Annotated in this window: 27 protein-coding genes; 9 read left to right on the top strand and 18 right to left on the bottom strand. The window is 72.5% G+C overall.

The features are described 5' to 3' along the window. Positions 1-20: 20 nt before the first annotated feature. From XF36_RS10450 to dop, 7 genes are all read right to left on the bottom strand, one after another. On the bottom strand, positions 21-1,046 hold the full coding sequence (locus XF36_RS10450; RefSeq protein ID WP_060711849.1) for an LLM class flavin-dependent oxidoreductase: 1,026 nt from the start codon (positions 1,044-1,046) through the stop codon (positions 21-23). 220 nt (positions 1,047-1,266) lie between these two features. Continuing rightward, on the bottom strand, positions 1,267-1,485 hold the full coding sequence (locus tag XF36_RS10445) for a type II toxin-antitoxin system HicB family antitoxin (RefSeq protein ID WP_060711848.1): 219 nt from the start codon (positions 1,483-1,485) through the stop codon (positions 1,267-1,269). 198 nt (positions 1,486-1,683) lie between these two features. Beyond that, entirely contained in the window at positions 1,684-2,115 is a 432-nt protein-coding gene (locus XF36_RS10440) for a hypothetical protein (RefSeq protein WP_060711847.1), read from the bottom strand. A gap of 83 nt (positions 2,116-2,198) precedes the next feature. Further along, a complete protein-coding gene (gene prcA / locus XF36_RS10435) occupies positions 2,199-3,014 on the bottom strand; it encodes a proteasome subunit alpha (protein WP_060711846.1) in 816 nt (271 codons plus the stop codon). A gap of 40 nt (positions 3,015-3,054) precedes the next feature. After that, complete coding sequence (gene prcB, locus XF36_RS10430; protein WP_082375317.1) at positions 3,055-3,942, bottom strand: proteasome subunit beta; 888 nt, start codon at positions 3,940-3,942, stop codon at positions 3,055-3,057. 164 nt (positions 3,943-4,106) lie between these two features. Then, positions 4,107-4,304, bottom strand: a complete 198-nt coding sequence (locus tag XF36_RS10425) for a ubiquitin-like protein Pup (RefSeq protein ID WP_020626587.1) — start codon at positions 4,302-4,304, stop codon at positions 4,107-4,109. Positions 4,305-4,422: 118 nt separating this feature from the next. After that, positions 4,423-5,931, bottom strand: a complete 1,509-nt coding sequence (gene dop / locus XF36_RS10420) for a depupylase/deamidase Dop (RefSeq protein ID WP_060714578.1) — start codon at positions 5,929-5,931, stop codon at positions 4,423-4,425. Positions 5,932-6,040: 109 nt separating this feature from the next. Here dop and XF36_RS10415 point away from each other — a divergent pair, with 109 nt between their 5' ends. Together XF36_RS10415 and XF36_RS10410 are read left to right on the top strand one after the other, a co-directional pair. After that, entirely contained in the window at positions 6,041-6,598 is a 558-nt protein-coding gene (locus tag XF36_RS10415) for an NUDIX hydrolase (RefSeq protein WP_060711845.1), read from the top strand. 166 nt (positions 6,599-6,764) lie between these two features. Then, positions 6,765-6,959, top strand: a complete 195-nt coding sequence (locus tag XF36_RS10410; protein WP_020626584.1) for a hypothetical protein — start codon at positions 6,765-6,767, stop codon at positions 6,957-6,959. 61 nt (positions 6,960-7,020) lie between these two features. On the opposite strand, the gene lpdA is transcribed toward XF36_RS10410, so the two are convergent. Both lpdA and XF36_RS10400 read right to left on the bottom strand, forming a co-directional pair. Further along, positions 7,021-8,424 (bottom strand): dihydrolipoyl dehydrogenase, encoded by a 1,404-nt coding sequence (lpdA, locus tag XF36_RS10405; protein WP_060711844.1) that lies wholly within the window; start codon positions 8,422-8,424, stop codon positions 7,021-7,023. 9 nt (positions 8,425-8,433) lie between these two features. After that, positions 8,434-8,952, bottom strand: coding sequence for a MarR family winged helix-turn-helix transcriptional regulator (locus tag XF36_RS10400; protein WP_060711843.1), 519 nt, complete (start codon positions 8,950-8,952; stop codon positions 8,434-8,436). 90 nt (positions 8,953-9,042) lie between these two features. Here XF36_RS10400 and XF36_RS10395 point away from each other — a divergent pair, with 90 nt between their 5' ends. Both XF36_RS10395 and XF36_RS10390 read left to right on the top strand, forming a co-directional pair. Continuing rightward, the gene (locus tag XF36_RS10395; protein ID WP_060711842.1) at positions 9,043-9,603 is read left to right on the top strand and encodes a YceI family protein; all 561 of its coding nucleotides are present in this window, start codon (positions 9,043-9,045) and stop codon (positions 9,601-9,603) included. Between the two features lie 75 nt (positions 9,604-9,678). Then, complete coding sequence (locus XF36_RS10390; RefSeq protein ID WP_202968504.1) at positions 9,679-10,437, top strand: AraC family transcriptional regulator; 759 nt, start codon at positions 9,679-9,681, stop codon at positions 10,435-10,437. Here the strand turns inward: XF36_RS10390 and XF36_RS10385 are convergent. After that, entirely contained in the window at positions 10,434-11,393 is a 960-nt protein-coding gene (locus XF36_RS10385) for a LysR family transcriptional regulator (RefSeq protein ID WP_060711841.1), read from the bottom strand. The genes XF36_RS10390 and XF36_RS10385 overlap by 4 nt on opposite strands. 110 nt (positions 11,394-11,503) lie before the next feature. Between XF36_RS10385 and XF36_RS10380 the strand changes: the two genes are divergently transcribed. Genes XF36_RS10380 through XF36_RS10370 form a run of 3 tightly spaced genes read left to right on the top strand, consistent with a single transcriptional unit; the run spans position 11,504 to position 14,498 of the window. After that, positions 11,504-12,805, top strand: coding sequence for a CitMHS family transporter (locus XF36_RS10380; RefSeq protein ID WP_060711840.1), 1,302 nt, complete (start codon positions 11,504-11,506; stop codon positions 12,803-12,805). 9 nt (positions 12,806-12,814) lie between these two features. Further along, positions 12,815-14,116 (top strand): acyclic terpene utilization AtuA family protein, encoded by a 1,302-nt coding sequence (locus XF36_RS10375; protein WP_060711839.1) that lies wholly within the window; start codon positions 12,815-12,817, stop codon positions 14,114-14,116. Beyond that, entirely contained in the window at positions 14,103-14,498 is a 396-nt protein-coding gene (locus XF36_RS10370; protein ID WP_060711838.1) for an AtuA-related protein, read from the top strand. Before XF36_RS10375 ends, XF36_RS10370 begins: the two co-directional genes overlap by 14 nt. Here XF36_RS10370 and XF36_RS10365 read toward each other — a convergent pair. The 4 genes from XF36_RS10365 to XF36_RS10355 form a co-directional block, all read right to left on the bottom strand. Further along, on the bottom strand, positions 14,441-14,839 hold the full coding sequence (locus tag XF36_RS10365; protein ID WP_060711837.1) for a VOC family protein: 399 nt from the start codon (positions 14,837-14,839) through the stop codon (positions 14,441-14,443). The two genes, XF36_RS10370 and XF36_RS10365, sit on opposite strands and share 58 nt — an antisense overlap. Positions 14,840-14,893: 54 nt before the next feature. After that, complete coding sequence (locus tag XF36_RS32305) at positions 14,894-15,040, bottom strand: hypothetical protein (protein WP_020624749.1); 147 nt, start codon at positions 15,038-15,040, stop codon at positions 14,894-14,896. Between the two features lie 158 nt (positions 15,041-15,198). Further along, on the bottom strand, positions 15,199-17,019 hold the full coding sequence (gene arc / locus XF36_RS10360) for a proteasome ATPase (protein ID WP_060711836.1): 1,821 nt from the start codon (positions 17,017-17,019) through the stop codon (positions 15,199-15,201). Between the two features lie 226 nt (positions 17,020-17,245). After that, on the bottom strand, positions 17,246-18,034 hold the full coding sequence (locus XF36_RS10355; protein WP_060714576.1) for a tRNA (adenine-N1)-methyltransferase: 789 nt from the start codon (positions 18,032-18,034) through the stop codon (positions 17,246-17,248). 330 nt (positions 18,035-18,364) lie between these two features. Here XF36_RS10355 and XF36_RS10350 point away from each other — a divergent pair, with 330 nt between their 5' ends. Further along, a complete protein-coding gene (locus XF36_RS10350) occupies positions 18,365-19,282 on the top strand; it encodes a RecB family exonuclease (RefSeq protein WP_082375314.1) in 918 nt (305 codons plus the stop codon). Between the two features lie 7 nt (positions 19,283-19,289). Beyond that, a complete protein-coding gene (locus XF36_RS10345; RefSeq protein WP_082375313.1) occupies positions 19,290-20,135 on the top strand; it encodes a thioesterase family protein in 846 nt (281 codons plus the stop codon). Between the two features lie 99 nt (positions 20,136-20,234). Here XF36_RS10345 and hisG read toward each other — a convergent pair whose 3' ends face one another. From hisG to metH, 4 genes are all read right to left on the bottom strand, one after another. Continuing rightward, a complete protein-coding gene (gene hisG / locus XF36_RS10340; protein ID WP_020625547.1) occupies positions 20,235-21,125 on the bottom strand; it encodes an ATP phosphoribosyltransferase in 891 nt (296 codons plus the stop codon). A gap of 56 nt (positions 21,126-21,181) precedes the next feature. After that, the gene (locus XF36_RS10335; protein ID WP_020625548.1) at positions 21,182-21,445 is read right to left on the bottom strand and encodes a phosphoribosyl-ATP diphosphatase; all 264 of its coding nucleotides are present in this window, start codon (positions 21,443-21,445) and stop codon (positions 21,182-21,184) included. Between the two features lie 165 nt (positions 21,446-21,610). Then, positions 21,611-22,312, bottom strand: coding sequence for an HAD family hydrolase (locus XF36_RS10330; protein ID WP_060711835.1), 702 nt, complete (start codon positions 22,310-22,312; stop codon positions 21,611-21,613). Next, entirely contained in the window at positions 22,305-25,916 is a 3,612-nt protein-coding gene (gene metH, locus XF36_RS10325; RefSeq protein ID WP_060714573.1) for a methionine synthase, read from the bottom strand. The genes XF36_RS10330 and metH overlap by 8 nt, the downstream gene beginning before the upstream one ends. Positions 25,917-26,060 lie beyond the last annotated feature (144 nt).

Below are 26,060 nucleotides of genomic sequence, written 5' to 3'. Positions count from 1 at the left end.
GGGAGCGGGTGTGGATCCGCTCAGGCGAGCATGTCGCGGACCATCGGGATCACGCGGGTGCCGTACAGCTCGACTGCACGGAGGCGGGCCGAGATCGGCTGCGGGCCGACGGTGTAGATCAGGTCGAAGCGCTGGGCGCCCAGCGAGCGCACCGAGTCGGCGATGCGGCGGGCCACCGTCTCCGGGGACCCGACGTGCAGCGCCCCGTTGGCGACCTCGGCCTCGAACCGGGCGCGGTCCAGCGGGGGCCAGCCGCGCTGGGCGCCGATCCGGTCCATCTGCGCCTTGTACGGGGCGAAGAAGATCTCCTTCGCCTCGGCGTCGGTGTCGGCGACGAAGCCCGGTGAGTGCATGCCCACCGGCTTCGCCGCGTGCCCGAACTGCTCGACGGCGCGGTGGTAGAGGTCGACGTAGGGCGCGAACCGTCCGGCGGGGCCGCCGATGATGGCCAGCATCAGGCCGAGGTCGTGGCGGGCGGTGCGCACCACCGACTCCGGCGAGCCGCCGACGCCGACCCACACGGGCAGCCGGCGGCCGGTGGTCGGGAAGACCTCGATGCCGTCGATCGCGGCGCGGGTCCCACCCGGCCAGATCACCGGCTTCTCGTCGAGGAGCTGCACGAACAGCTCGAGCTTCTCCTCGAACAGCCGCTCGTAGTCGTTCATGGAGTAGCCGAACAGCGGGAAGGACTCGGTGAACGATCCGCGGCCGACGATCACCTCGGCGCGGCCGTCGGACAGCGCGTCGAGCGTGGCGAAGCGCTGGTACACCCGCACCGGGTCGTCCGAGCTGAGGACGGTGACGCCGGAGGACAGCCGGATCCGGGACGTCCGGGTCGCGATGCCGGCGAGCACCGTCTCCGGGGTGGAGATCGCGTACTCGGGGCGGTGGTGCTCCCCCAGCGCGACGACGTCGACGCCCACCCCGTCGGCCAGCACCACCTCGTCGACGACCTGGCGGATGGCCTGCGGGTGCGACAGCAGCGTGCCGTCGTCGCCCACCGGGACGTCGCCGAAGGTGTCCATGCCGAAGACGATCTCGCTCATCCGGTCCCCCAGTTGGTTGATGGCTCAATCATGCCACGGGCGACCGGCAGCCGGTGAGCGTTCCGGCGTGACCCTCGTCGGCGACACCGCGCACCTCACGTTGCCGTTCACCGGTGAGGGCGCGATCCACGATCACGGCCCGCCCTGAACTGTGGGCGGCTCCCACAGCTGGACATGACCTGCACGACCTGCTTGCCGGAGATCTGGGGCAGAGCCGGGCTCACGCAGGGATGCGGATCTCGATGGGCGTCACCGGGGGGTGCTCGAAGCTGGCGGGCACCTCGTCGTCCTCGAAGTACGGCTCCGGGGCCTCACGGAGGTTGGCCAGCGCCTCGTCGACCGTCTCGCCCTGGCTGGCGACCTCGATCTCCAGGCAGCGGGCGACGTACCACTCGCCGTCCTTCACCACTGCGGCGGTCACGGTGCGAGCGGTGTCCATGCGACGAGCGTAGTGCGGGCGGGGCCGATCGGTCTCGGTGTCCGGCTCGTACGCGGACTCACCTCGAGGTCCAGGCCGCGCAGGCAGCACTGTCGTGCCGGGTCGACGTCGAGCTGCGCACAGCCGGGGGGGTGAGGCGCCCGGCACGGTCCATGGCGCTGACTGTGTTCGACGTGGCGCCGGTCGACCCGGACGGGACTAGCGCTCCCGCGCCCCCAGACGACGCAGCAGGTTCGCTCCGAACCGGTCCCCGGTCACGTCCATCGTCGCCTTCATCGTGCGGGTCACCACCGGCGCGGCGAGCCGCGACAGCGGCATGTCGACGTCGACGGTCAGCGAGATCTCCAGATGTGTCGCGGGCGTGCCGTCCGGTTCCGGCTCGGCGTCGCTCAACGCGTAGTAGCCCTCCGCGCCCGCCCACTCGGTGGCCCCGGCGGGCGGTGCATGGGTGAACTCGATCCGCTTGCCCTCGACGAAGGTCATCCGCTCGGTGAAGACCGGCTTGATGCCCACCCCGAGCACCGCGATCCGCACCATGTGCCAGCGCCACAGCTCGTAGCCGTCGACGGCCGCGTCCCGCGCGGAGTCGGCCTCGATCCGGTTGAGCAGCGGCGTCAACGTCGGCAGCACAGCGGGGTCGGTCAGGACGCGCCAGACGTCGTCACGCGAGGCCGTGACGACGGCCTCGGACGCGGTGGTCGCGGAGAAGCGGGTCAGGACGCCCCGTCCCCACCCAGCGCCCCACCGGCGGCCGGGCTGTCGTCCCCGCCCGCCACGTCGGGCTCCGGTTCCTCGGTGCCGCGGTTCGCGGCCGGCAGCAGGTCCGCCAGCGCCGCCCCCTCGAGACGACGGAAGGTCCGCCGCGGGCGGGTCCGGTCGAGCACCGCGACCTCGAGCGCCTCGGCGCCCAGGACCCGCGGCTGCGCGTTCGCGCCGTTGCCGGCCGACGCCGGGTCCGCCCCGGGCACCTGCAGCCCGCCGAGCGCGACCTCGATCGCCGCGCCCAGCTCCAGGCCGTGCGCGTAGGTCTCGGAGAGCTTCTGCGAGATCGGCTCGGTCTGCCCGCCCATGACGACGAACCGCGGCTCGTCGGTGATCGAGCCGTCGTAGGTGATCCGGTACAGCTGGTCCCCGGAGGCCTCGACGCCCACCTCGGCGACGCACAGCTCCACCTCGAACGGCTTCTGCTGCTCGACGAACGCGGTGCCCAGCGCCTGGGCGTAGGCGTTGGCCAGCATCCGGCCGGTCACGTCGCGCCGGTCGTAGGTGAACCCGCGGAAGTCGGCCATCCGGATCCCGCCGGTGCGCAGGTTCTCGAACTCGTTGTACCGGCCGACCGCGGCGAAGCCGATCTTGTCGTAGATCTCGGAGACCTTGTGCAGGGCCGTCGACCGGTTCTCCGCGACGAACAGCACGCCACCGGCGTAGGTCAGCACGACCACGCTGCGGCCGCGCGAGATGCCCTTACGGGCCAGCTCGGAACGGTCGCGCAGCAGCTGGTCGACGGAGGAGTAGAACGGCATCGTCATGGGGAGGCGCTCCAGGCTCGTGCTTCGTGCGGGGAGGGGGTCAGCGGGACGGGCCGCCCGGGCGCTCCCGGCGCCCGGCGATCACCTGGTCGACGACGGCGGCGATCTCGGCCTCGTCGCGGCGCACGGAGCCCTCGGCGGTGATGCCGACGACCACCGGGTAGATGCGCCGCACCGTGTCCGGCCCGCCGGTGGCGGTGTCGTCGTCCGCGGCGTCGTAGAGTGCCTCGATCGCGGTGCGCACCGCGCCGTCGAGGTCCGCGGTCGGGTCGTGCAGCTTCTTCAGCGAGGACTTGGCGAACACCGAGCCCGATCCCACGGCGTGGAAGCCGAGGTTCTCGTCGTACCGCCCGCCGGTGGGGTCGAAGGTGACGATCCGGCCGGCCTGGGCCGGGTCGGCGGCGTCGGTGTCGTAGCCCGCGAACAGCGGGACGACGACGAAGCCCTGCATCGCCGCGCCCAGGTTCTGGCGGACCATCCCGGCGAGCTTGTTGGCCTTGCCGTCCAGCGAGAGCGGGACGCCCTCGAGCTTCTCGTAGTGCTCGAGGTCCACCGAGAACAGCCGGACCATCTCCAGCGCGATCCCCGCGGAGCCGGCGATGCCGACCGCGGAGTGGGTGTCGGTGACGAACACCTTCTCGATGTCGCGCTGGGCGATCACGTTGCCCGCGGTCGCGCGCCGGTCACCGGCGATCACGACGCCGCCGGAGAACAGCAGCGCGACGATCGTGGTGCCGTGCGGGACGCCCAGGGCGTCGGCGGAGGTGCCGGGACCGGCTGTCCGGTCCAGGCCCGCGCCGGGGAGCAGGTGCGGGGCCGCGCCGCCGACGAAGTCGGAGAACGACTGCGACCCGGTCAGGAAGGTGCCGAGCTGACCCGTGTGGTGCCCGGGCACCAGCCCGGAGGTGACCGACGGCCGGAACTCCATCTCTCGGACGTGCCTTTCGTTCGAACTGCGTGCGCCGGGGGTCCCGCCCCCCACCTCGGCGGGGGTCGGCGGCCCTTCCGGCACGGCCGGGCCCGCAGGTGCGGACCCGGCCGGGACGGTACTGCTGGTGCCGGGGTGCGGCACGGTGAATGGCCCCGTGGAGCTCACTCACCGCCCTTCTGCACGTAGGACCGCACGAAGTCCTCCGCGTTCTCCTCCAGCACGTCGTCGATCTCGTCGAGGATGGTGTCGACGTCCTCACCGAGCTTCTCGCGGCGCTCCTGGCCGGATCCGGACGCGTTCTCGCCGGACTCGTCGTCTCCGTCGCCGCCACCCTGGCGCTTGGTCTGCTCCTGGGACATGACGCTCCTCCTTGCAGATCTCCTCGCAGAGAATTGCCTGCCTGCTCACCCTACCTACCGGGGGCGACAAAATCGCCTGTTGCGCAGCGGCGTGTGATCCGCTTCCCGGCGGGACGGCTCAGGAGGCGGTGAGCTTGTCGACCAGCTCCTCGGCCGTCGACACCGCCTCGAACAGCTCCCCCACGTGCTTGCGGGTTCCGCGCAGCGGCTCCAGCGTCGGGATCCGCACCAGGGACTCGCGCCCCAGGTCGAAGATCACCGAGTCCCACGACGCGGCGGCGACCTCGACCGGGAACCGGCCCATGCAGGTGCCGCGGAAGTAGGCCCGGGTGTCCTCGGGCGGCTCGGTCATCGCCGCGGCGACCTGCTCCTCGGTGACCAGCCGGCGCATCGACCCTCGGGTGACCAGCCGGTTGTAGAGGCCCTTCGCCAGCCGGACGTCGGAGTACTGCAGGTCGACCATCCCGAGCCGGCCCGACGCCCAGGTCAGGCCGTCGCGCTCGCGGTAGGCCTCGAGCAGCTTGAGCTTGGCCGTCCAGTCGAGCCGGTCGGCGGTCAGCATCGGGTCGCGCTCCAGGTCGACCAGCACCGACTCCCACTCCTCGACGACCTCGCGGGTGTCGGGGTCCCACTCCTCGCGGCGCGGGGAGACCGTCTGTTCCAGGTGCTCGACCGCGCGGGCCAGGTACTCCTGCTGGACCTGCAGTGCGGTGAGGTGACGGCCGTCGGCCAGCGGGACGGTCCGCTGCAGCGTCGGGTCGTGGCTGATCCGCGAGACCGACTTCACCGGCTCGGCCAGGCGCAGGTCCTCGAACGAGCGCCCCTTCTCGATCATGTCGAGGACCAGGGCGGCGGTGCCGACCTTGAGCAGCGTCGCGACCTCGGACAGGTTCGCGTCGCCGATGATGACGTGCAGGCGGCGGTACTTGTCGGCGTCGGCGTGCGGCTCGTCGCGGGTGTTGATGATGCCGCGCTTGAGCGTGGTCTCCAGGCCGACCTCGACCTCGACGTAGTCCGAGCGCTGGGCGATCTGGTAGCCGGCCTCGTCGCCCTGCTCGCCCAGGCCGACCCGGCCGGCGCCGCAGACGACCTGGCGGGTCACGAAGAACGGGGTCAGCCCGGTGACGATCGACGGGAACGTCGTCGAGCGGGCCATCAGGTAGTTCTCGTGGGAGCCGTAGCTGGCGCCCTTGCCGTCGACGTTGTTCTTGTACAGCTGCATCCGCGGCGCGCCCGGCACGGTGGCCGCACGGTTCGCCGCCTCCAGCATGATCCGCTCGCCGGCCTTGTCCCAGGTCACGACATCGCGCGGGGACAGCACCTCGGGCGTGGAGTACTCCGGGTGGGCGTGGTCGACGTAGAACCGCGCACCGTTGGTGAGGATGACGTTCGCCGCACCGAGGTCGTCGAGGTCGGTGTCGAGCTGCGGCGCCAGCGACGGCGCCGACAGGTCGAACCCGCGGGCGTCGCGCAGCGGCGACTCGACCTCGTAGTCCCAGCGCGCCCGACGGTTGCGGGGCACGTCCGCCGCGGCGGCGTAGGCGAGCACCACCTGCGTCGAGGTGACGACGGGGTTCGCGGTGGGGTCACCCGGCACGGCGATGCCGTACTCCACCTCGGTGCCCATGATCCGGCGGGCCGTCACGACCGGCCCCCTGCGCGAGAGTGCATTGCACGAGACTAACCGTCGGCGCCCCGGTCCGGGGTGCACCGCGGCCCGGCGGGATCATCGTGGCGTGACCGATCCCGCACGTGAGCGCCTGACCGTCTTCGACGCCGAGGGCACGCCCACCGGCGTCGCCGAGCGCGGCGAGGTCTACGCGCGCTCGCTGTGGCACGCGACGACCGCGGTCCTGCTCCGCTCCGCCGACGGCACGCGGGCCTACGTGCACCGGCGCACCGACACCAAGCTGGTCATGGCCGGGATGTGGGACTGCCTGGCCGGCGGGGTCCTCGACGAGGGCGAGACGCCCGACGCCGGCGCCGCCCGCGAGCTGGGCGAGGAGCTCGGCGTCACCGGTGTGCCGCTGGAGAAGCTCGCCGTGGTCCCCTTCGACGCCGCCGCGCTGGGCGTCGACACCGGGCCCGGCACCGGCCCGGACGGGCTGCGGGCCCACGTGCACGTCTACCGCGCCTTCTCCGACGGCCCGGTGACCCACCAGCCCTCGGAGGTGGCCGAGGGCGGCTGGTGGACCCTCGCCGAGCTGGTGGCCCGGGTCGGCACCCCGGACCGGCCCTGGGTCCCCGACGGCCTCTACGTCACCCGCCTCCTCCTGGCAGATCTCGTCCGTTAAAGTCCTCGGGCCAGCGCGTTTACCAGTGGGTAACATATGTCACCCACACCGGTACCTGAATCGGTCCATGCCGAGCGGGTCGCGCGACGCCACTCCGGGAAGGGCCCAGCGTGAGGCCTCCCCGACGGACCACCACACCCACCACGCGACAGTTCCAGGAGCCACCATGGTCAGCATCTCGGTCTCGGCCCGATCCCTCGCCGCCGCCAGGCTGATCGATCCCGATGTCAACACCGCCGCCGTGCAGGCCGCGGTGGAGGCGGCACTCGCCGCCGAGCGGCACGAGCAGCGCGTCGCCGCGAGCTCGACCACGCGTCGCGAGCACACCGCCCGGCGCGAGCCGGACGCCCGCAGGTCCTGACCCCCGGTACGCCGACGGGCCCGCACCCCGGGGTGGGGATGCGGGCCCGTCGCGGCCGTCGTCAGAAGTTGATCATGTGGCCGGCCAGGCCGTGGATCGCCTCCTGCAGGCACTCCGACAGGGTCGGGTGCGCATGCACGTTGCGCGCCATCTCGTGGACGGTCAGGTCCCACTTCTGGGCCAGGGTCAGCTCGGGCAGCAGCTCGGTCGCCTCGGCGCCGATGATGTGCCCGCCGAGCAGCTCGCCGTAGGTGTCGTCGGCGATCAGCTTCACGAAGCCTGCCGGCTCGGCCAGGCCGTGCGCCTTGCCGTTCGCGGTGAACGGGAAGGTTGCGGTGTTGACCTTCCAGCCCTTCTCGTCGGCCAGCTGCCGGGCCTCGGCCTCGGTGTAGCCGAACGACGCGACCTGCGGGTTGCAGAAGGTCGCGCGCGGCATCATCTTGTAGTTCAGCTCCTGGGTCTCGGCGCCCGCCAGGGTCTCGGCGGCGACGATGCCCTGCGCCTCGGCGACGTGGGCCAGCATGAGCTTCGCGGTGACGTCACCGATCGCGTAGACGTGCTCCACGCTGGTGCGCATGTAGTCGTCGATCTCGATCGCGCCGCGCTCGGTGAGGTTCACGCCGAGCTTGTCCAGGCCGTAGCCGTCGACCCGGGGCGCGAAGCCGATGGCCTGCACGACCTTGTCCGCGCGCAGCTCCTCGCTGCCCTTGGCGGAGGAGACCGAGACGGTGACGCCCTTGCCGTCGTCGTTGATGGACTCGACCTTGGTGGAGGTCCGCACCGTGACGCCGAGCTTCTTGTACGCCTTGGCCAGCTCCTTGGACACGTCCGCGTCCTCGAGCGGGAGCAGCCGGTCCAGGTACTCCACGATGGTGACGTCGACGCCGTAGTTGGTCAGCACGAACGCGAACTCGACGCCGATCGCACCGGCGCCGGCGATGATCACGCTCTCCGGCAGCTCACGGGTGAGGATCTGCTCCTCGTAGGTGACGACCCGCTCGGACAGCTCGGTGCCCGGCAGCAGCTTGACCGTGGAGCCCGCCGCGATGATCACGTCGTCGTAGGTGACGGTCTCGTTGCCGCCCTTCGACAGCTCGACCTCGATCTCCCCCGGCTTGGTGAACCGGCCGAACCCGTCGAACTCGGTGATCTTGTTCTTCTTCATCAGGAAGTGCACGCCCTTGACGCGCCCGTCCGCGACCGAACGGCTGCGGTCGAAGGCGGCGCCGAAGTCGAGCGACACCTCACCGGACAGGCCGAAGGTCTTCTGCTCCCTGGTGACGATGTGGGCGATCTCGGCGTTGCGCAGCAGCGCCTTGGACGGGATGCAGCCCACGTTGAGACAGACACCGCCCCAGTACTTCTCCTCGATCACCGCCACACTGCGGCCGAGCTGGGCGGCACGGATGGCCGCCACGTATCCACCGGGTCCGGCTCCGAGTACGACGACGTCGAAATGAGGCATGTGCCCAGCCTAGGACGCCTGAGCCGGGCTCGGGCCGTCCGGTCCCGAGTCCCGGGTCACCGGCCACTCCCCGCCACCGGACAGGTGGGCGACGACGGCCTCGCAGGCCTCGCGCAACCCGGCCTGCTGAGCAGGGGTCAGGCCGTCGAACACCGCCTCGCGGACGCTCTCGACGTGGTCCGGTGCGGCGCCGGCCAGGACCTCGAAGCCGCGGTCGGTCAGGTTGGCCAGCTGGCCACGCCGGTCGGTGGGGCACGACCGCCGTTCGATCCAGCCCGCCTCCTCCATCCGGGCCACCGCGTGCGACACCCGGCTGCGCGAGGACAGCGCGGAGTCCGCGAGGACGCTCATCCGCAGGGTCCGCTCCGGCGCCTCGGACAGCCGGACCAAGATCTCGTAGTAGGCCTGGGGCATCCCGGCCCCGGACTGCAGCCGTCGCTCGACCTTCTCCGAGACCAGCCGCTGCGCGGCCAGGAAGGCGCGCCAGGTGCGCTGCTCCTCGTCGTCGAGCCAGCGTGTGTGACCCACAGCACCCTCCGAAACATCTTGACGTGCGATCCGTTAGTTCTAGCATCGCTCTCAACAAGTGAGAGTTCAACTAGTTCTCCGGGAGAGATCATGACCACCGCCACCGCCATCCCCGGCTACGTCGTCGGCACCTGGGACATCGACGCTGCGCACTCCGACGTCTCCTTCTCCGTCCGTCACATGATGGTCAGCAAGGTCCGGGGCCGCTTCACCGGCGTGACCGGGGAGCTCGTCACCGCTGAGCGCTTCCAGGACTCCAGCGTGACCGCGACCGTGGACGCCACCTCGATCACGACCGGCCAGGAGCAGCGCGACGGCCACATCCGCTCCGCCGACTTCTTCGACGTGGAGAAGTACCCGGAGTGGACCTTCCGCTCCACCGGCCTCGTCGCGAAGGGCGGCGACGACTACGTCCTCGCCGGCGACCTGACGATCAAGGGCGTCACCCGCCCCGTCGAGTTCGCCCTCGAGGTCAACGGCTTCGGCCCGGACGCCTACGGCGGCACCCGCGCCGGCTTCACCGCGACCACCACCATCAAGCGCTCGGAGTTCGGCGTCGACATCGAGACGCCGATGGACGGCGGCGGCGTCGTGGTCGGCGACAAGGTCAGCGTCGAGCTGGAGATCGAGGCGGTCCTGCGCGCCTCCTGAGCTCCACTCACGCGGCCACGGCCCCGGACCGGCGACGCCGGCACCGGGGCCGTGCCGCGTCCGTAGGCTGCCGCCGTGCGCAGCTACGCCGAGACGCCCCCGACCGGACCGCTGCGCGCCGTCGTCGAGGTGGCCTGGCAGGCGCGCTCGGGTGCCGATCCGCACACCCAGCGGGTGCTGCCCGACGGCTGCATGGACCTCCTCCTGTCCGGTGGTGACCTCGTCGTCGCCGGACCGGACACCACCGCGCACCTCGCCGCCTCGCCCGCGGGCGGGGTGACCACCGGCCTGCGGTTCCGTCCCGGCGCCCTCCCGGCGCTGCTGGGCGTCCCGGCGGACGTGCTGCGCGACCGCCGCGTCCCCCTCCCCGAGGTGCTCGACCCCGGACGGCGCCGGCTGCTCCGACCCGCCGTCCCCGGGACCGGCGACCCCGGCGACACGGGCAGCGGCGGTCTCGTGTGGCTCGCCCGGCTGGCACTCGCCCTGCGCATGGCCGCCGTGGACCACCGGACGCCCGCTCCGCTGCCCCACGCCGCGCTGCGCGCCCTGGCCGGGGGTGTGCCCGCCGCCGAGCTGGCCGACCGGCTCGGCGTCACCGCCCGCACGCTGCACCGGCGCTGCGTCGCCACCCTCGGCTACGGACCGGCCGTCGCGCGGCGGGTGCTGCGTTTCCGGGCCGCAGCGGCCCTGCTGTACGACGGCGTCGCCCCGGCCGAGGTCGCCGCCCGCACCGGCTACGCCGACCAGCCCCACCTGTCCCGCGAGGTCCGCGCCCTGGCCGGGGTGTCGCCGGGCTCGCTGCGGGCCGTCCCCGCCGCCGCTGACGTCCGCTAGCTCCCGTCGCCGGTGCCGGATGCCCCGTCCGGTGGCGCCCACCGGGCGTGCGCCGGCAGCGACGGACGCCGTGCGGAGCCGGTGAGCAGCCCGGCGAAGGCGGCGGCGGCCGGGACCGGCTGCCGTCCCCGCGGCAGGACCAGCGCGATCCGCCGTCGCACGACCGGGTCGGTCAGCGGGACCGCGGCCAGGCCGGCGAAACCGGTGAGCGGCACGACCAGCCCGGGGACCGCCGTCGCACCGAGGCCGGCGGCGACGAGACCCGCCACCGCGGCGATGTTGCGGGCCGCGAGGCCACGGCCGGGCCGGCATCCCGACTCGTCCAGGGCGCGGTCCACGTGCTGGCGGATGCTCGTGGAGGAGTCGAAGTCGACGAACTCGACGCCGTCGAGCTCGGCCCAGCGCAGCGTGCTGCGCCCGGCGAGCGGATGGGTGGGAGGCACCAGGGCGCAGAACCGGTCGGCGGCCACCGGGGTGACCACGAGGTCGTCGGGGACACGGCCGTGCACCACGGTGACGGCGAGGTCGGCACGCCCCGAGCGCACCCGTGCGGTCACCTCGTCGGCCAGGGCGTCGGAGATCTCCGGGCGCACACCCGGCCGCTCCCGCCGGAACGCCCACACCACCCCGGGGAGCAGGATCGCGGCCAGCGAGGGCAGCGTCGCGATCCGCACGGTGCCCGCCCGCCCGTCCAGGACGTGTTCGACATGGCGCAGCTCGGTCGCGACACCGTCCAGCGCCCGGCGGGCAGCCGCCACGACGGTCTCCCCGACCGGCGTCGGTTCCAGCCGCCGGGTGGTCCGCTCGAACAGCCGCGCCCCGAGGAGCCGCTCCACGTCGGCGACCGTGCGGCTCAACGACGGCTGCGCGGTCCGCAGCACGGCCGAGGCCGCGGTGAACCCACCCGCCTCGTGTACCGCGACGACGGCCCTGAGCTGCTGCAACGTCAGATCCATGTGCCCACCGCATCAGTCCATCCGGATTCGGTCTTTGACGATCATAGGTGCGAGCGCACACCGTTCCCCCGGGCCGACGCCGGTCCGCCCCGCCGACGAGGAGGTCGACGATGCTCGCCGCGATCGGATTCCTGACCATCGCCGTGTTCCTGGCGGCCGTGCTGTCCGGGCGGGTGTCGGTGCTCCTGGCGCTGACCGTCGTGCCCGCGGTCGCCGCCGTCGTCGCCGGGCTGGGCGGCGGGCTGGGCGAGTACGTCGCGACCGGCCTGGAGACCGTCGCGCCGGTCGCCATCATGATCACCTTCGCGATCCTGTACTTCAGCCTGATGCTCGACACCGGCCTGTTCGACCCGGCGATCCGCCGGGTGGTCCGGTGGGCGGGTGGGGACCCGCTGAAGATCTGCGTCGGTACGGCCGCGCTGACCGTGCTCGTCGCCCTCGACGGCGACGGTGCCTCCACCTTCCTGATCATGGTGAGCGCCATGCTGCCGCTCTACGACCGGCTCGGCATGCGGCGGATCGTCCTGGCGGCGCTGGTGTGCCTCGGCGCCGGGGTGATGAACATGATCCCCTGGGGTGGCCCGACGGCACGGGCGATGGCCGCCCTCGACCTCACCGCCTCCGACGTGTTCGTGCCGCTGCTGCCCGCCATGGCCGCCGGCATCGTCTGGGTGCTGTTCGCGGCCTGGGTCGTCGGCCGCCGCGAGCGTGCCCGGCTCGGCGTCGTCGAGCTGCCCGAGCCCACCGACGCGCCCGGGGCCGCCGGAACGCCCGCCGTGCGGTCGCGGGCCGACCGGGTCAGGTTCGTGGTCAACGTCGTGCTGACCCTGGCCCTCGTGGTGGTCCTGCTCCTGCAGCTGGCCGACCTGCCGGTGGTGTTCCTCTGCGCCTTCGTCGTCGCGCTACTGGTCAACCGGCCCACCTGGGACGGCCAGCGCGCGCTGTTCGAGAAGCACGGCCACAACGTCGTGCTGGTGACCGCGATGATCTTCGCGGCGGGTGTGTTCACCGGTGTCCTCGGCGGCACCGGGATGATCACCGCGATGGCGCAGTCGCTGGTCGGGCTCGTCCCCGACGGCGCGGGCGGAGCGCTGCCGGTGGCGGTGGCGCTGACCTCGATGCCGCTCAGCCTGGTGTTCACCCCGGACGCCTACTACTTCGGTGTCCTGCCGGTGCTGGCGGAGACCTCGGTGGCACTGGGCGGCGACCCCGCGGAGGTCGCCCGGGCCGCGATCCTGGGCCAGATGACCACCGGGTTCCCGCTCAGCCCGCTCACCGCCTCCACCTTCATCCTGCTGGGGCTCACCGCCGTCGAGCTGGGCCGCCACCAGCGGTTCGTGTTCGGGTGGGCGTTGGGCACCACCGCCGTCATGACCGTCGTCGCGCTGCTCACCGGCGCCCTGAGCCTCTGAGGAGACCCGATGCCCCGGACGACCACCCGGATCGGCAGCGGTGCCGGCTTCGCCGGCGACCGGATCGAGCCTGCCGTCGACCTGGTCCGCCGCGGCGGGCTGGACGACCTCGTCCTGGAGTGCCTGGCCGAGCGCACCATCGCGCTCGGCCACCTCCGGCGTCTCGCCGACCCGGCCACCGGGTACGACCCACGGCTCGCACAGCGGCTGAGGGCGCTGTTGCCGGACCTGCTGGCGGGTGGGGTCCGGCTGCTCACCAACATGGGCGCGGCGAACCCTCCCGCGGCCGGTCGCATCGTCCGCGAGCACCTCGACGGTCTCGGGTCGGTGGCCCCGGTGGCCGTCGTGACCGGCGACGACGTGCTCGACGTGGTCGACCCGGCGGCACCCGCGGCCGAGGACGGTGTGCCGCTGGGCGAGCACGGGGAGCTGGTGTCGGCCAACGCCTATCTCGGCGCCGACGCGATCGCGCCCGCGCTGGACACCGGGGCCGCGGTGGTCGTCACCGGGCGGGTGGCGGACCCGTCGCTGTTCCTCGCGCCGCTGGCGCACCGGCTCGGCTGGGACCTCGACCGCCCGGACCGGGCCGCCGCGGGCACCCTGGTGGGCCACCTGCTGGAGTGCGCCGGTCAGCTGACCGGCGGGTACGCCGCCGACCCCGGGCACCTCGACGTTCCCCGGCTGGCCGAGCTCGGGTTCCCGTTCGCCGACGTCGCCGCGGACGGGAGTGCCCGCTACGGCAAGCTCGACGGCACCGGCGGCCGCCTCGACCGGCACACGGTGCGCGAGCAGCTGCTCTACGAGGTGACCGACCCCACCGGGTACCGCACCCCCGACGTCGTCCTGGACCTGCGTGGTGTCTCCGTGGACCACGACGGCACGGACCGGGTCCGCGTCTCCGGCGCCACCGGCCGCGCCCGCCCGGACGAGCTGAAGGTCAGCGTCGGCTTCCGGGCCGGGCACCGCGTCGAGGCCGGGATCTCCTACGTGGGCCCGAACGCCGCCTCCCGGGCCCGGCTGGCCGCCGACGTCGTCGCCGAGCGGGTCCGCGGGCTCGCCGTCGCCCCCCGGATCGAGGTCCGTGGCGGCGACACCGACGCCCGGCTGCGGGTCGCGGCGCTGCACCGCGACCCGGGCCTGCTCGACGTCCTCGCCCACGAGGTCGAGGCGCTCTACACCAACGGCCCCGCGGGCGGGGGCGGCGTGCGCACCCGGCTCGACGAGGTCGTCGGCGTGCTGTCCACCCTCGTCCCCCGTGCGGCCGTCGTCCCACGGGTCACCGTCCTGGAGGCCGGCCGTGCTGCTGCATGAGATCGCGCATTGTCGCGCGGGCGACAAGGGAACGGTGGCGACGCTGACGGTGGTCCCGCACGATGACGCGACCTACCCGCTGCTCGTCGCCGTGCTCACCCCGCAGCTGGTCCGGACGGGCCTGAACCGCTGGGTCGGCGGCGAGGTCACCCGCTACGAGCTGCCCCGGGTGAGCTGTCTGCAGTTCGTCTGCACCGGGATCCACGGCGGCGGGGTCACCGTGTCGACCCAGCTCGACACGCACGGCAAGTCGCTCTCGTCGCGGCTGCTCGCACTGGAGCTCCCCTGCCGCCCGGCTCATAGTGACCTGCTCGCCCGGGTCGGTCAGGCCCAGGCGAACAGGTCCAGCGACGACCCGTCGGGGTCGGCGACGGTCGCGTAGCGCTGGCCCCACGGGGCGTCGAACGGGTCCAGCACCGAGGTGTGCCCGGCCGCCGTGACCCGGCCCCAGGCCTCATCTACGGCAGCGGTGCTGGGCAACCGGAACGCCAGCGCGACACGGCCGTTGCCGACCGGCGCGGCCCCCGGGTGGAAGCCCTCCACCGCCGACTGCAGGTCCAGGGCCAGCCGCAGGCCGCCGCGCAGGGTGGTCTCCACGTGCGTCCCGGTGTCGGAGCCCTCGGGGAACTCCAGCCCCAGCAGGCGGTAGAAGGCCAGCGAACGGGTCATGTCGGTGACCACGATGCCGATCATGTCGAGCTCGGCGCCGATCGAGGTGTCCATGCCCACGACGCTAGGCCGCGGGCGGCCCGGCGTCGTGAACGGATCGGACAGGGATCAGCGCTTGCCGCGGAAGCGCCGCAGCATGTCCTGCGCCTTCTGCCGGTTGCGCGGATCACTCGCCATCCGCTTGGCCTGGTCGGTGTAACGACGTCCCTGCGGGCTCTTCAGGAATGCGGTGATCCGCCCGATGATGCCGGCCATGTGTGGTCCTCCGTGGTGCGGGCCGCGACACGGACGTGCACGGCTCCCTGCACAGGATGCCCGTTTCGTCCTGCCCTCACTCCTCCGGGGTCACCGCCGCCGGACGCACGACGGGCCCCGCCGCGGGATGCGGCGGGGCCCGTGCGAGCAGAGCGTGCCTACAGGTACTGGCCGGTGTTCGACGCGGTGTCGATCGCGCGGCCGGTTGCGTCGTTCTTGCCGGTGACCAGGGTGCGGATGTAGACGATCCGCTCCCCCTTCTTGCCCGAGATCCGCGCCCAGTCGTCGGGGTTGGTCGTGTTCGGGAGGTCCTCGTTCTCGGCGAACTCGTCGACGATCGCGTCCAGCAGGTGCTGGACCCGCAGGCCAGGCTGGCCGGACTCGAGCACCGCCTTGATCGCGGACTTCTTCCCACGGTCGACGATGTTCTGGATCATCGCGCCGGAGTTGAAGTCCTTGAAGTAGAGCGTCTCCTTGTCACCGTTGGCGTAGGTGACCTCCAAGAACCGGTTCTCCTCGGACTCGTCGTACATCCGCTCGACGATCCGCTGGATCATCGCGGAGGTGCAGGCGCTCCGGTCCCCGCCGAACTCGGCCAGGTCGTCCTCGTGGATGGGCAGGGTGTCGGTGATGTACTTCGAGAAGATGTCGATCGCGCCCTCGGCGTCCGGACGCTCGATCTTGATCTTCACGTCGAGCCGACCCGGGCGCAGGATGGCCGGGTCGATCATGTCCTCACGGTTCGAGGCGCCGATGACGATGACGTTCTCCAGGCCCTCGACGCCGTCGATCTCGGCGAGGAGCTGGGGGACGATCGTCGTCTCCACGTCGGAGGACACACCCGACCCACGGGTCCGGAAGATCGAGTCCATCTCGTCGAAGAACACGATCACCGGGGTGCCGGCGCTCGCCTTCTCCCGCGCGCGCTGGAAGATCAGCCGGATGTGCCGCTCGGTCTCGCCGACGAACTTGTTGAGCAGCTCGGGGCCCTTGATGTTGAGGAAGAACGCGCGGCCCTCGTCCGGGTCGTCGCCCCGCTGCTTGGCGATCTTCTTCGCCAGCGAGTTCGCGACGGCCTTCGCGATGAGCGTCTTCCCGCAGCCGGGCGGCCCGTAGAGCAGCACGCCCTTGGGCGGACGCAGCTCGTACTGGGTGAAGAGCTCGGTGTGCAGGAACGGCAGCTCGACCGCGTCCTGGATCTGCTCGATCTGCCGGGTCAGGCCACCGATGTCGGAGTAGGCGATGTCCGGGACCTCCTCCAGCACGAGGTCCTCGACCTCGGCCTTGGCGACCCGTTCGTAGGCGTAGCCCGCCCGTGAGTCGACCATGACCGAGTCACCGGACTTGAGCGGGCTGGTGCCCTCCTCCTGCCCAAGCTCGAACAGCGGCGCCGCCAGCCAGACGACGCGCTCCTCGTCGGAGTGGCCGACGACCAGACCGCGACCGGCCGACCCGTCCTCCCCCGGACGGGAGATGATCTCCCGCAGCGAGTAGAGGTCACCGACCTGCTCGAAGCCCATGGCCTCGACCACGGTGAGCGCTTCGTTGAGGCGGACGGACTGGCCGCTGCGCAGCGTCTCGCCCTCGACCGCCGGGGACACGGGAACCCGCATCCGGCGGCCAGAGGTGAAGACGTCGACCGTGTCGTCGTCGTACCGGCCGAGGAAGACCCCGTAGCCGGACGGCGGCTGCGCGAGCCGGTCGACCTCCTCGCGGAGCGCGACCAGCTGGCCGCGGGCCTCCTTGAGGGTCTCGGTCAGCTTCTCGTTCCGAGCGTTGAGCGCGGACAGCCGGCTCGTGGTCTCGGCGAGACGCTGTTCCAGCACTCGGGCGTGCCGGGGCGTCTCGGTCAGCCGTTGACGCAGTGTGGAGACCTCGTGCTCGAGGTGACGGATGTGCTCGGCGGCCTCAGCGGGGCTGAGGTCGCGGTCAGACTGGAAACCCTGGTTGCCGGGACCGTCGTCGTAGGGGTGGTTCACGGCAGCCTCCCTCCGTGTTCCGTCTCACCACGGTACCCGTGACGGGTGACCGCGACGGTGCGTCGAACCGGTGATCCGGGCCTCAGCCGGTCGGCACCATGTGGTCACTCTGCGGCTTCGCGGGCGTCACCGCCACGTCCACACGGAGGGTAGTTCGTAACGTTCTCGTTCCGCGTTCGGGCGCCTCGCGGTCACCATCCGCCCGAAACCGGACACAGCGCCCAGGTCAGCGGCCGGTCGGCCGCCGCTGCTGCCGGGGCGGTGTGACGCCGTCGGCGAGCCGCCGGGTGGTCAGCAGGAAGGCCGTGTGGGCGATCATCCGGTGCTCCGGACGGACGGCGAGACCGACCACGTGCCAGGGGCGGACCATCGCCTCCCACGACTCCGGCTCGGTCCAGCACTGCATCTCGCGCAGCGCCTCGGTGAGCACCGACAGCTGGGTGGTGGTCGCCACGTAGCCGACGAGGATCCCGCCCGGGACCAGGCAGTCGCGGACGGTGTCGAGCACGTCCCACGGGGAGAGCATGTCCAGCACGACCCGGTCGACCTCGCCGCGGTGGTCCCGGACGTCGCCGACGGTCAGCTCCCAGTGCGGGGGCCGCTGCCCGAAGAAGGTCTCGACGTTGGTGACCGCGTGCGGGGCGTGGTCCTCGCGGACCTCGTAGGAGATCACCTTCCCGGTCGGCCCGACGGCCTGCAGCAGCGAGCAGGTCAGCGCGCCGGACCCGGCGCCGGCCTCCAGCACCCGGGCGCCGGGGAACACGTCGCCCCACATCAGGATCTGCGCGGAGTCCTTCGGGTAGATCACCTGGGCGCCACGCGGCATCGACAGGACGTAGTCGGCCAGGCGGGGCCGCAGGGTCAGGTACGGCGTGTTGGCCGCCGAGTGCACGAGCCCGCCCTCGGGCGAGCCGATGATGTCGTCGTGGTCGATCTGGCCGCGGTGGGTGTGGTACGACCCGCCCGCCTGCAGGACGACGGTGTAGTGGCGCCCCTTGGGGTCGGTGAGCTGCACCCGGTCGCCCTCGCGGAACGGCCCGCCGCGGCGCGGGGGGACCCAGGTGGCCGGCTCGCCGGCGGGCTCGTTGGTGGCCGGCCCGGCGGCGGGCTCGGCGTCGACGGGCCGGGGGGCGACGAGCTCCGCGTCGACGGGTTCCTCGGTGTGGGACTCGGCCTGGGGGGAGTCGAGGGGCGCGGACTCGGTCGGCGCGTCGGGCGTCGGGGCGTCGTGCACGGACGACGACGCTATCCGCGCTCACCCCCGGCCCCGACGCCGGGGCACAGTGCAGCACGGGAGCGCACCGGGCCGCCCGGAACCGTCGGGGGTCGCGGCTAGCCTGCCGCCATGACCGCAGCCCCCTCCGACGAGTCTGGCCCGTTCCAGGCCGAGGCGGGCCCCGAGGTCGTCACCCCGGCCGTCGGCCCGATCGTCGGGGCACCACCGCGCCCGCCCGCGCTGTCGCCGTCGCGGGCAGCGGACTTCCGCCGCTGCCCGCTGCTCTACCGGTTCCGCGCGGTCGACCGGCTGCCGGAGCCGCCGTCGCGGGCGCAGGTCCGCGGCACCCTGGTGCACTCCGTGCTGGAGCAGCTGTTCGCCCGGGAGCCGGCCGACCGGACCCCACGCGCGGCCCGGGAGCTGCTCGGCCCCTGCTGGGACGACCTCGCCGCGGCCGATCCCGCCGTGGCCGCGCTGTTCACCGGCCCGGAGGACCCCCAGCTCGCGCTCTGGCTGGACTCGGCCTCCGCACTGCTGGACCGCTACTTCGTGCTGGAGGACCCGGCCGGCGTCACCGCGACGGCGGTGGAGGCCCGCATCGAGGCGACCCTCGACGGGGCGGACGGCGCGGCCCCGGTACCGCTGCGCGGCATCCTGGACCGGCTCGACGACGGTCCCGACGGCCTGCGGGTCGTCGACTACAAGACCGGCGCGACGCCCGGGGAGGGCTACGAGTCCGGCGTGCTGTTCCAGCTCAAGTTCTACGCGCTGGCGGTCCTGCTGACCCACGGCCGTGTCCCCGACGAGCTGCGCCTGCTCTACCTGGCCGACGGCACCGCCCTGACCTACCGGCCCGACGCCGAGGAGCTCACCCGGTTCGGGCGCCTGCTCGACGCGGTGTGGACCGCCATCCGGCTCGCCGCCCCCACCGGGGACTTCCGGCCCCGCCCCGGCCCGGCCTGCCGCACCTGCGACCACCAGGCCCGCTGCCCCGCCTGGGGCGGCACTCCCCCGCCGTACCCCGGCTGGCCGGGCGGCGGGGCATGATCGACGGGTGAGCGCACCGCCCCCGATCCCGCCCGGCCCGTTCTACCTGCCCCGCGGCGAGCACACCGCCGACGGCGTCACCCACGCCGCGTTCGAGGCGACCCCGTCGACCACCGGCCCCTGGTTCGCCGACGCCCAGCACATGGGACCGCCCTCGGCGCTGCTGGTCCGTGCGCTCGAGCAGCTGCCCGCGTCCCGGCCCGGCGGCGCCGGGGACGACTGGCGGATCGCCCGCGTCACCGTCGAGGTGCTCGGGGCGGTGCCCGCCGGGCCGGTCACGGTGACCGCGGGCGTCGAGCGGCCCGGGCGGACGATCGAGCTGCTGTCGGCGACGATGCGCGCCGGCGACCGCGACGTGCTCCGGGCGCGGGCCTGGCGGCTCGCCGCCTCCGACACCGCCGCCGTCGCGGTCGGGCAGACAGCGCCGCTGCCCGGCCGGGACACCGCCGTCGTGCGGACCGAGCGGCCGGACGGCTGGCTGCCCGGGTTCCTCGACGCGGTCGAGTGGGCCTGGCTCGACGGCGGCCGCCTCGGCACCGACGGCCCGGGTCGGGGCTGGATCCGGATGCGGGTCCCACTCGTCGAGGGCGAGGAGCCGAGCCCGGCACAGCGGCTGATGGTCGCCGCGGACTGCGCGAACGGGCTCGCCGCACCGCTGGACGCGGCCCGCTGGCTGTTCGTCAACACCGAGCTGACGGTGCACCTGCACCGGGCCCCGGCCGGTGAGTGGATCGGCGTGGACGCCGCGACCGTCGTCGGGCCGGACGGGCTGGGCACCTGCTCGGCCACCCTGTTCGACGACGACGGGCACACCGGTCGGAGCGCCCAGGCGCTGACCGTCCGGGCCCGTTAGCGGCCCGCGGGAGATCCCGGCAGCACGACGGCGGCCCGCCCACCGGAGTCACCGGGGGCGGGCCGCCGCGGGGGGAACGGACGTCGGACGGGGACGTGCTCAGTGGCCGTGGCCGTTGACCGTCATCGCGCGGCAGGACCGGATCTCCGAGGTGAGGATCGCGGTGGCGCCGATGTCGGCGAGCTTGTCCATCACGCGGTTGGTGTCCTTGGTGCGCACCATCGTGCGGACCGCGACCCAGCCCTTCTTCGACAGCGGCGAGACCGTCGGCGCCTGCAGGCCCGGCGCGACCTTCTCCACGGCCTCGAGCAGCCCCTCCGGGCAGTCGAAGTCCATCATCAGGTACTCACGGGCCACGACGACGCCCTGCAGCCGGTCGGCGAAGACCTTCTTCAGACGGGTGGTCTCGGCGTCCTCGGCGCGGTCGTGCCGCTTCTCCCGCTCGATGAGCGTGGCCTGCGAGGTGGCGATGGCCTCGCCGATGATCTGCAGACCGTGCTGGCGCAGCGTGCGGCCGGAGGACACGACGTCGGCGATCGCGTCGGCCAGACCGAGCTGGATGGAGATCTCCACCGCGCCGTCGAGCTTCACGATCTCGGCGCCGATCCGCTTGCCCGACAGGTAGGAGCGGACCAGGCGGGGGTAGGACGTCGCGATCTTGCGGCCGTCGAGGTCCTCGATCTTCCAGTCGGCGTCGGCCGGGGCGGCGAAGTGGAACCGCGACCTGCCGAAGCCGAGCGGGATGATCTCCTGGGTCTGGCTGCCCGACTCCTCCATGAGGTCGAAGCCGGTGACGCCCAGGTGCAGGTCACCCTTGCCGACGTAGGTCGCGATGTCCTTGGGCCGCAGGTAGAAGAACTCGATCTCGTTCTCCTCGTCGACCACGCTGAGGTCGCGCGAGTCGGTCCGCTGGCGGTACCCGGCCTCGCGCATCATCGTCGCGGCGGGCTCGGCCAGGGTGCCCTTGTTCGGCAGTGCCACGCGGAGCATTTCCGCTCTCCTGACGGTCGTCATCGGTGGTGGTGGTGTCGGTGGGCCGGGTCGGCCTACAGATGCTTGTACACGTCCTCGAGGGTGAGCCCCCGCTGAAGCATGATCACCTGCAGCCGGTACAGCAGCTGCGAGATCTCCTCCGCCAGCTCGTCGTCACCCTGGTACTCGGCGGCGATCCAGACCTCACCGGCCTCCTCGAGCACCTTCTTGCCCTGGGCGTGCACCCCGGCGTCGAGCGCGGCGACGGTCCCCGAGCCGGCCGGCCGGTCCCGGGCCTTGGCCGCCAGCTCGGCGAACAAGTCGTCGAAAGTCTTCACGGGTACCAGTGTGAACGGTGACCTACGCCGCATGCCGGGCGCATCCGGGGTGGTAAGCCGTGTGGGCAACGGACCGCGCCGGGTGGTTCACCCGGAGTGAGCAACCCCCGGGTGCGGTGCCGTTCATCGCCGCGAACGGCCCGCTCACGCCGGTGCCTGCGCCGTTCAGCGGGTCCGGACCTCCGCGAGGACCGCCCCGAGCTCGGCCGGGCCGATCCCGGCGAGGGTCTCGCGCAGCACCCTGCGCGGTCCGGCGGGCACGTCGAGCTCGCAGGGCACCACCAGCACCGCGCAGCCGGCCCGCTCCGCCGAGAGCGCACCCGTCGGTGAGTCCTCCACCGCGACGCAGTCGCCGGGGTCGACCCCGATCAGCTCGGCACCGCGCCGGTAGGGCTCGGGCTGCGGCTTGGGCTCACGCACCTCGTCGCCGGGCACGACGGCGACGAAGTGCTCCCGGCCCAGCGTCTCCAGCGCCCGCTCCACCAGCACCCGGATGGTGTTGGTGACGAGCACGGCCGGGATGCCGGCCTCGCGCAGCGCGGTGAGCAGCTCCCGGGCGCCCGGCCGCCACGGCACACCGTGGGTGAACAGCTCACCGGCGCGGTCGTAGAGCCACTCGCCGGTCTCGCGGTACTCGTCGGCGGGCACGGTGTCCGGGTCGCGTCCGGCCTCCCGGAAGCAGATCCGCAGCGACGAGTCCAGCGAACCGCCGACGGACTCCAGCCGGGCCCCGAGGCTCAGCTCGGGCGCGCCGAGGTGCTTCATGAGGTCGTTGAGAGCGACCTCCCACACCTTCTCCGAGTCGATCAGGGTGCCGTCCATGTCCAGCAGCACGCCCGCGGGCCGGATCGTCGTCGGCTCAGGCATCGGGGGTGTAGCCCAGGTTCGGGCGCAGCCACTTCTCGACGACGGCGACGTCCACGCCGAGCCGGCCGGCGTAGTCGGCGACCTGGTCGGGCCCGATCCGGCCGACGGTGAAGTACCGCGACTCCGGGTGGGCGAACATCATGCCGCTGACCGCGGCCGCCGGGGTCATGGCGAAGGACTCGGTGAGCCCCACCCCGGTCTCCTCCGCGCCCAGCAGGTCGAACAGCGGCCGCTTGAGCGTGTGGTCCGGGCAGGCCGGGTAGCCGAACGCGGGCCGGATGCCCCGGAACCGCTCGGCGTGCAGGTCCTCGACGGCCTGGTTCGCGTCGGGCTCGAACCACTCGCGACGGGCCTGCCGGTGGGCGTACTCGGCGAAGGCCTCGGCCAGCCGGTCGGCCAGCGCCTTCACCATGATGGCCTTGTAGTCGTCGAGCGCGGCCTCGAACTCGGCCGCCATGTCCTCGGCACCGTGGATGGACACCGCGAACGCGCCGAGGTGGTCCCCCTCGGGTGCCACGTAGTCCACGAGGCTCCGGTTGGCCCGCCCCTGCGGCTTGACGGTCTGCTGGCGCAGCATCGGCAGCCGCACGTCGCCGCCCTCGGGCGAGATCACGATGTCCTCGCCCTCGGCGCGGGCCGGCCAGAAGCCGTAGACGCCGCGGGCGGTGAACCGGTCCTCGGCGATGATCTGGTCGAGCATCGCGTTGGCGTCGTCGTAGAGCTCCTTCGCGACCGGCGAGTTCAGGATCTGCGGGAACTTGCCCTTCAGCTCCCAGGCCAGGAACAGGAACTGCCAGTCGATCAGCTCGCGGAGCTCGGCGATCGTCGGCTCGCAGGGCCGGACCCCGGTGAACTCCGGGACGGGCAGCTCGCCGAAGTCGACGACCTCGCGGTTGGCGACGGCGTCGGCGAAGGGCAGCAGCGGCGCGGCCTGCCGCCCCTCGTGCTGCTCGCGCAGCCGCTGCTGGTCGGCGTCGTTGCGCGCGGACAGGACCTCGGCGCGGTCGTCGTCGAGCAGGTCGGACACGACCCCGACCACCCGGGAGGCGTCCAGGACGTGCAGCACGTCGCCCTGGTACTGCGGGGCGATCTTCACCGCGGTGTGCTGGCGGGAGGTGGTGGCACCGCCGATGAGCAGCGGCAGCTTCAGGCCGCGCCGCTCCATCTCGGTGGCCACGTTCACCATCTCGTCGAGCGAGGGGGTGATCAGGCCGGACAGCCCGACGACGTCCGCCCCCTCGGCGACAGCGGTGTCGAGGATGGTCTGGGCGGGCACCATGACGCCGAGGTCGATGACCTCGTAGCTGTTGCAGCCCAGGACGACGCCGATGATGTTCTTGCCGATGTCGTGCACGTCGCCCTTGACCGTGGCCATGACGACCTTGCCGTTGCCGCGGGTGTCGATCTCGCCGCGGGCCTTGGCCTCCTCCTTCTCCTTCTCCATGAAGGGCTCGAGGTAGGCGACGGCGCGCTTCATCACGCGGGCGGACTTCACGACCTGGGGCAGGAACATCTTGCCGTCGCCGAACAGGTCGCCGACGACCTTCATGCCGTCCATCAGCGGGCCCTCGATGACGTCGAGCGGCCGGGCGGCCTCCGCCCGCGCCTCCTCGGTGTCGGCCTCGACGAAGTCGACGATGCCGTGCACGAGGGCGTGCTCCAGGCGGGCGCGGACGTCGTTCTCCCGCCAGGTCAGGTCGACCTTGCGCTGGGTGCCCTCGCCCTTGAACCGGTCGGCGTTCTCCACGAGCCGGTCGGTGGCGTCGGGCCGGCGGTTGAACAGGACGTCCTCGACCATCTCGAGCAGGTCGGCGGGGATGTCCTGGTAGACCGCGAGCTGGCCGGCGTTGACGATGCCCATGTCCAGGCCGGCCTTGATGGCGTGGAACAGGAAGGCCGAGTCCATGGCCTCGCGGACCACGTTGTTGCCGCGGAAGGCGAAGGACAGGTTCGAGACACCACCGGAGATGTGGGCGCCGGGGCAGCGTTCCTTGATCCGGGGGCAGGCCTCGATGAAGGCCTTCGCGTAGTCGTTGTGCTCCTCCATGCCCGTGGCGACGGCGAGGATGTTCGGGTCGAAGATGATGTCGTGCGGGTCGAGCCCGGCCTTCTCGACGAGCAGGTCGTAGGCGCGTCCGCAGATCTCGACCTTGCGGTCGGCGGTGTCGGCCTGGCCGCTCTCGTCGAAGGCCATGACGACGACGCCCGCGCCGTAGGCCTTGACCTTGCGGGCCTGCTCCAGGAAGGGCTCCTCGCCCTCCTTGAGGCTGATCGAGTTGACGACGCCCTTGCCCTGCACGCACTGCAGGCCGGCCTCGATCACCGACCACCGCGAGCTGTCGATCATGATCGGCAGCCGGGCGACCTCGGGCTCGGTGGCCAGCAGGTTGAGGAAGGTGCGCATCTCGTCGGCCGACTCGAGCAGGTCGGCGTCCATGTTGACGTCGAGGATGTTCGCGCCGCCGCGGACCATGTCCAGCGCGACGTCCAGCGCGCCGTTGTAGTCCTTCGACTCGATGAGCCTGCGGAACCGCTTGGAACCGGTGACGTTGGTGCGCTCACCGATCATCACGAAGCCGGTGTCGGGGCCGATCTCGAAGCGCTCCAGACCGGAGAAGCGGGTGCGCTGCGGCGGCTCGGCCGGTACCCGCGGCGGCAGCCCCTTGACCCGGTCGGCGATGTGCCGGATGTGCTCCGGGCCGGTGCCGCAGCAGCCGCCGACGATGTTGACCAGCCCGGACTCGGCGAACTCCCTGAGGTAGTCCGCGGTCTGCTCGGGGGTCTCGTCGTAGCCGCCGAAGGCGTTCGGCAGGCCGGCGTTGGGGTAGGTGGCGACGAACGCGTCGCTGATCTCGGCGAGCGCGACGGTGTGCGGGCGCATCTCGTCGGCGCCCAGCGCGCAGTTCAGCCCGACGACGAGCGGCGCGGCGTGACGCACCGAGGTCCAGAACGCGTCGACGGTCTGCCCGGACAGCGTGCGCCCGGAGCGGTCGACGATGGTCACCGAGATCCACACCGGCAGGTGCGGGGCGACGTCGTGCGCGGCCTGCAGCGCGGCCTTCGAGTTCAGCGTGTCGAAGATCGTCTCGATCAGCAGGATGTCGACGCCGCCGGAGTCGAGCGCCGCGATCTGCTGGGCGTAGGAGTCGTAGACCTGCTCGTAGGACACCGCGCGGTAGGCGGGGTCCTCGACCTTCGGCGACAGCGACAGCGTCACGTTCAGCGGTCCGATCGAGCCGGCCACCCACTTCGGCTCGCCGGTGGCCTTCTCGGCCTCGTCGGCGGCCTCGCGGGCCAGCCGCGCCGCGGCCACGTTCATCTGGTCGACCTTCGACTCCAGGCCGTAGTCCGCCTGGCCGATCGTGGTCGCGGTGAAGGTGTTGGTCGTCGTCAGGTCGGCGCCCGCGTCGAAGTAGTTGCGGTGCGCCCGGAGGATCAGGTCCGGACGGGTGAGGTTGAGCAGGTCCGGGTCGCCGTTGGTGTCCTTGGGGTGGCCCTTCAGCCAGTCCGCGGAGTAGTCCTCCGGGGTCAGGCCGAGGCCCTGGATGACGGTGCCCCAGGCACCGTCGATCACAGCGATCCGACGGCCGAGGAGCTCCGCCAGCTGCTCGGTACGCTGCGCAGCCCGCCGGACCCGTTCGGGGTCGACCGGGCGGAGGGTGCTGTCGTGCGCCGAGGTGCCCACCGAGTGATCCGCTCCCGTCGTAGATGACACGATCCCCCACGGTACCTGCTGGAGGGGTAGCGA

The organism is Pseudonocardia sp. HH130629-09 (assembly GCF_001294645.1).
Taxonomy (GTDB): domain Bacteria; phylum Actinomycetota; class Actinomycetes; order Mycobacteriales; family Pseudonocardiaceae; genus Pseudonocardia.
Note: the sequence above shows the minus strand (reverse complement) of the source record. Positions and strands in the feature narration are given on the sequence as shown.

Excerpts from the sequence above, each read along its gene's own strand:
- XF36_RS10450 (WP_060711849.1), bottom strand. The coding sequence starts at position 1,046 with ATGAGCGAGATCGTCTTCGGCATGGACACCTTCGGCGACGTCCCGGTG.
- XF36_RS10445 (WP_060711848.1), bottom strand. The coding sequence starts at position 1,485 with ATGGACACCGCTCGCACCGTGACCGCCGCAGTGGTGAAGGACGGCGAG.
- prcA (WP_060711846.1), bottom strand. The coding sequence starts at position 3,014 with ATGACGATGCCGTTCTACTCCTCCGTCGACCAGCTGCTGCGCGACCGT.
- prcB (WP_082375317.1), bottom strand. The coding sequence starts at position 3,942 with ATGGAGTTCCGGCCGTCGGTCACCTCCGGGCTGGTGCCCGGGCACCAC.
- XF36_RS10425 (WP_020626587.1), bottom strand. The coding sequence starts at position 4,304 with ATGTCCCAGGAGCAGACCAAGCGCCAGGGTGGCGGCGACGGAGACGAC.
- dop (WP_060714578.1), bottom strand. The coding sequence starts at position 5,931 with ATGGGCACCGAGGTGGAGTACGGCATCGCCGTGCCGGGTGACCCCACC.
- XF36_RS10410 (WP_020626584.1), top strand. The coding sequence starts at position 6,765 with ATGGTCAGCATCTCGGTCTCGGCCCGATCCCTCGCCGCCGCCAGGCTG.
- lpdA (WP_060711844.1), bottom strand. The coding sequence starts at position 8,424 with ATGCCTCATTTCGACGTCGTCGTACTCGGAGCCGGACCCGGTGGATAC.
- XF36_RS10395 (WP_060711842.1), top strand. The coding sequence starts at position 9,043 with ATGACCACCGCCACCGCCATCCCCGGCTACGTCGTCGGCACCTGGGAC.
- XF36_RS10385 (WP_060711841.1), bottom strand. The coding sequence starts at position 11,393 with ATGGATCTGACGTTGCAGCAGCTCAGGGCCGTCGTCGCGGTACACGAG.
- XF36_RS10380 (WP_060711840.1), top strand. The coding sequence starts at position 11,504 with ATGCTCGCCGCGATCGGATTCCTGACCATCGCCGTGTTCCTGGCGGCC.
- XF36_RS10375 (WP_060711839.1), top strand. The coding sequence starts at position 12,815 with ATGCCCCGGACGACCACCCGGATCGGCAGCGGTGCCGGCTTCGCCGGC.
- XF36_RS10365 (WP_060711837.1), bottom strand. The coding sequence starts at position 14,839 with ATGGACACCTCGATCGGCGCCGAGCTCGACATGATCGGCATCGTGGTC.
- XF36_RS32305 (WP_020624749.1), bottom strand. The coding sequence starts at position 15,040 with ATGGCCGGCATCATCGGGCGGATCACCGCATTCCTGAAGAGCCCGCAG.
- XF36_RS10350 (WP_082375314.1), top strand. The coding sequence starts at position 18,365 with ATGACCGCAGCCCCCTCCGACGAGTCTGGCCCGTTCCAGGCCGAGGCG.
- hisG (WP_020625547.1), bottom strand. The coding sequence starts at position 21,125 with ATGCTCCGCGTGGCACTGCCGAACAAGGGCACCCTGGCCGAGCCCGCC.
- XF36_RS10330 (WP_060711835.1), bottom strand. The coding sequence starts at position 22,312 with ATGCCTGAGCCGACGACGATCCGGCCCGCGGGCGTGCTGCTGGACATG.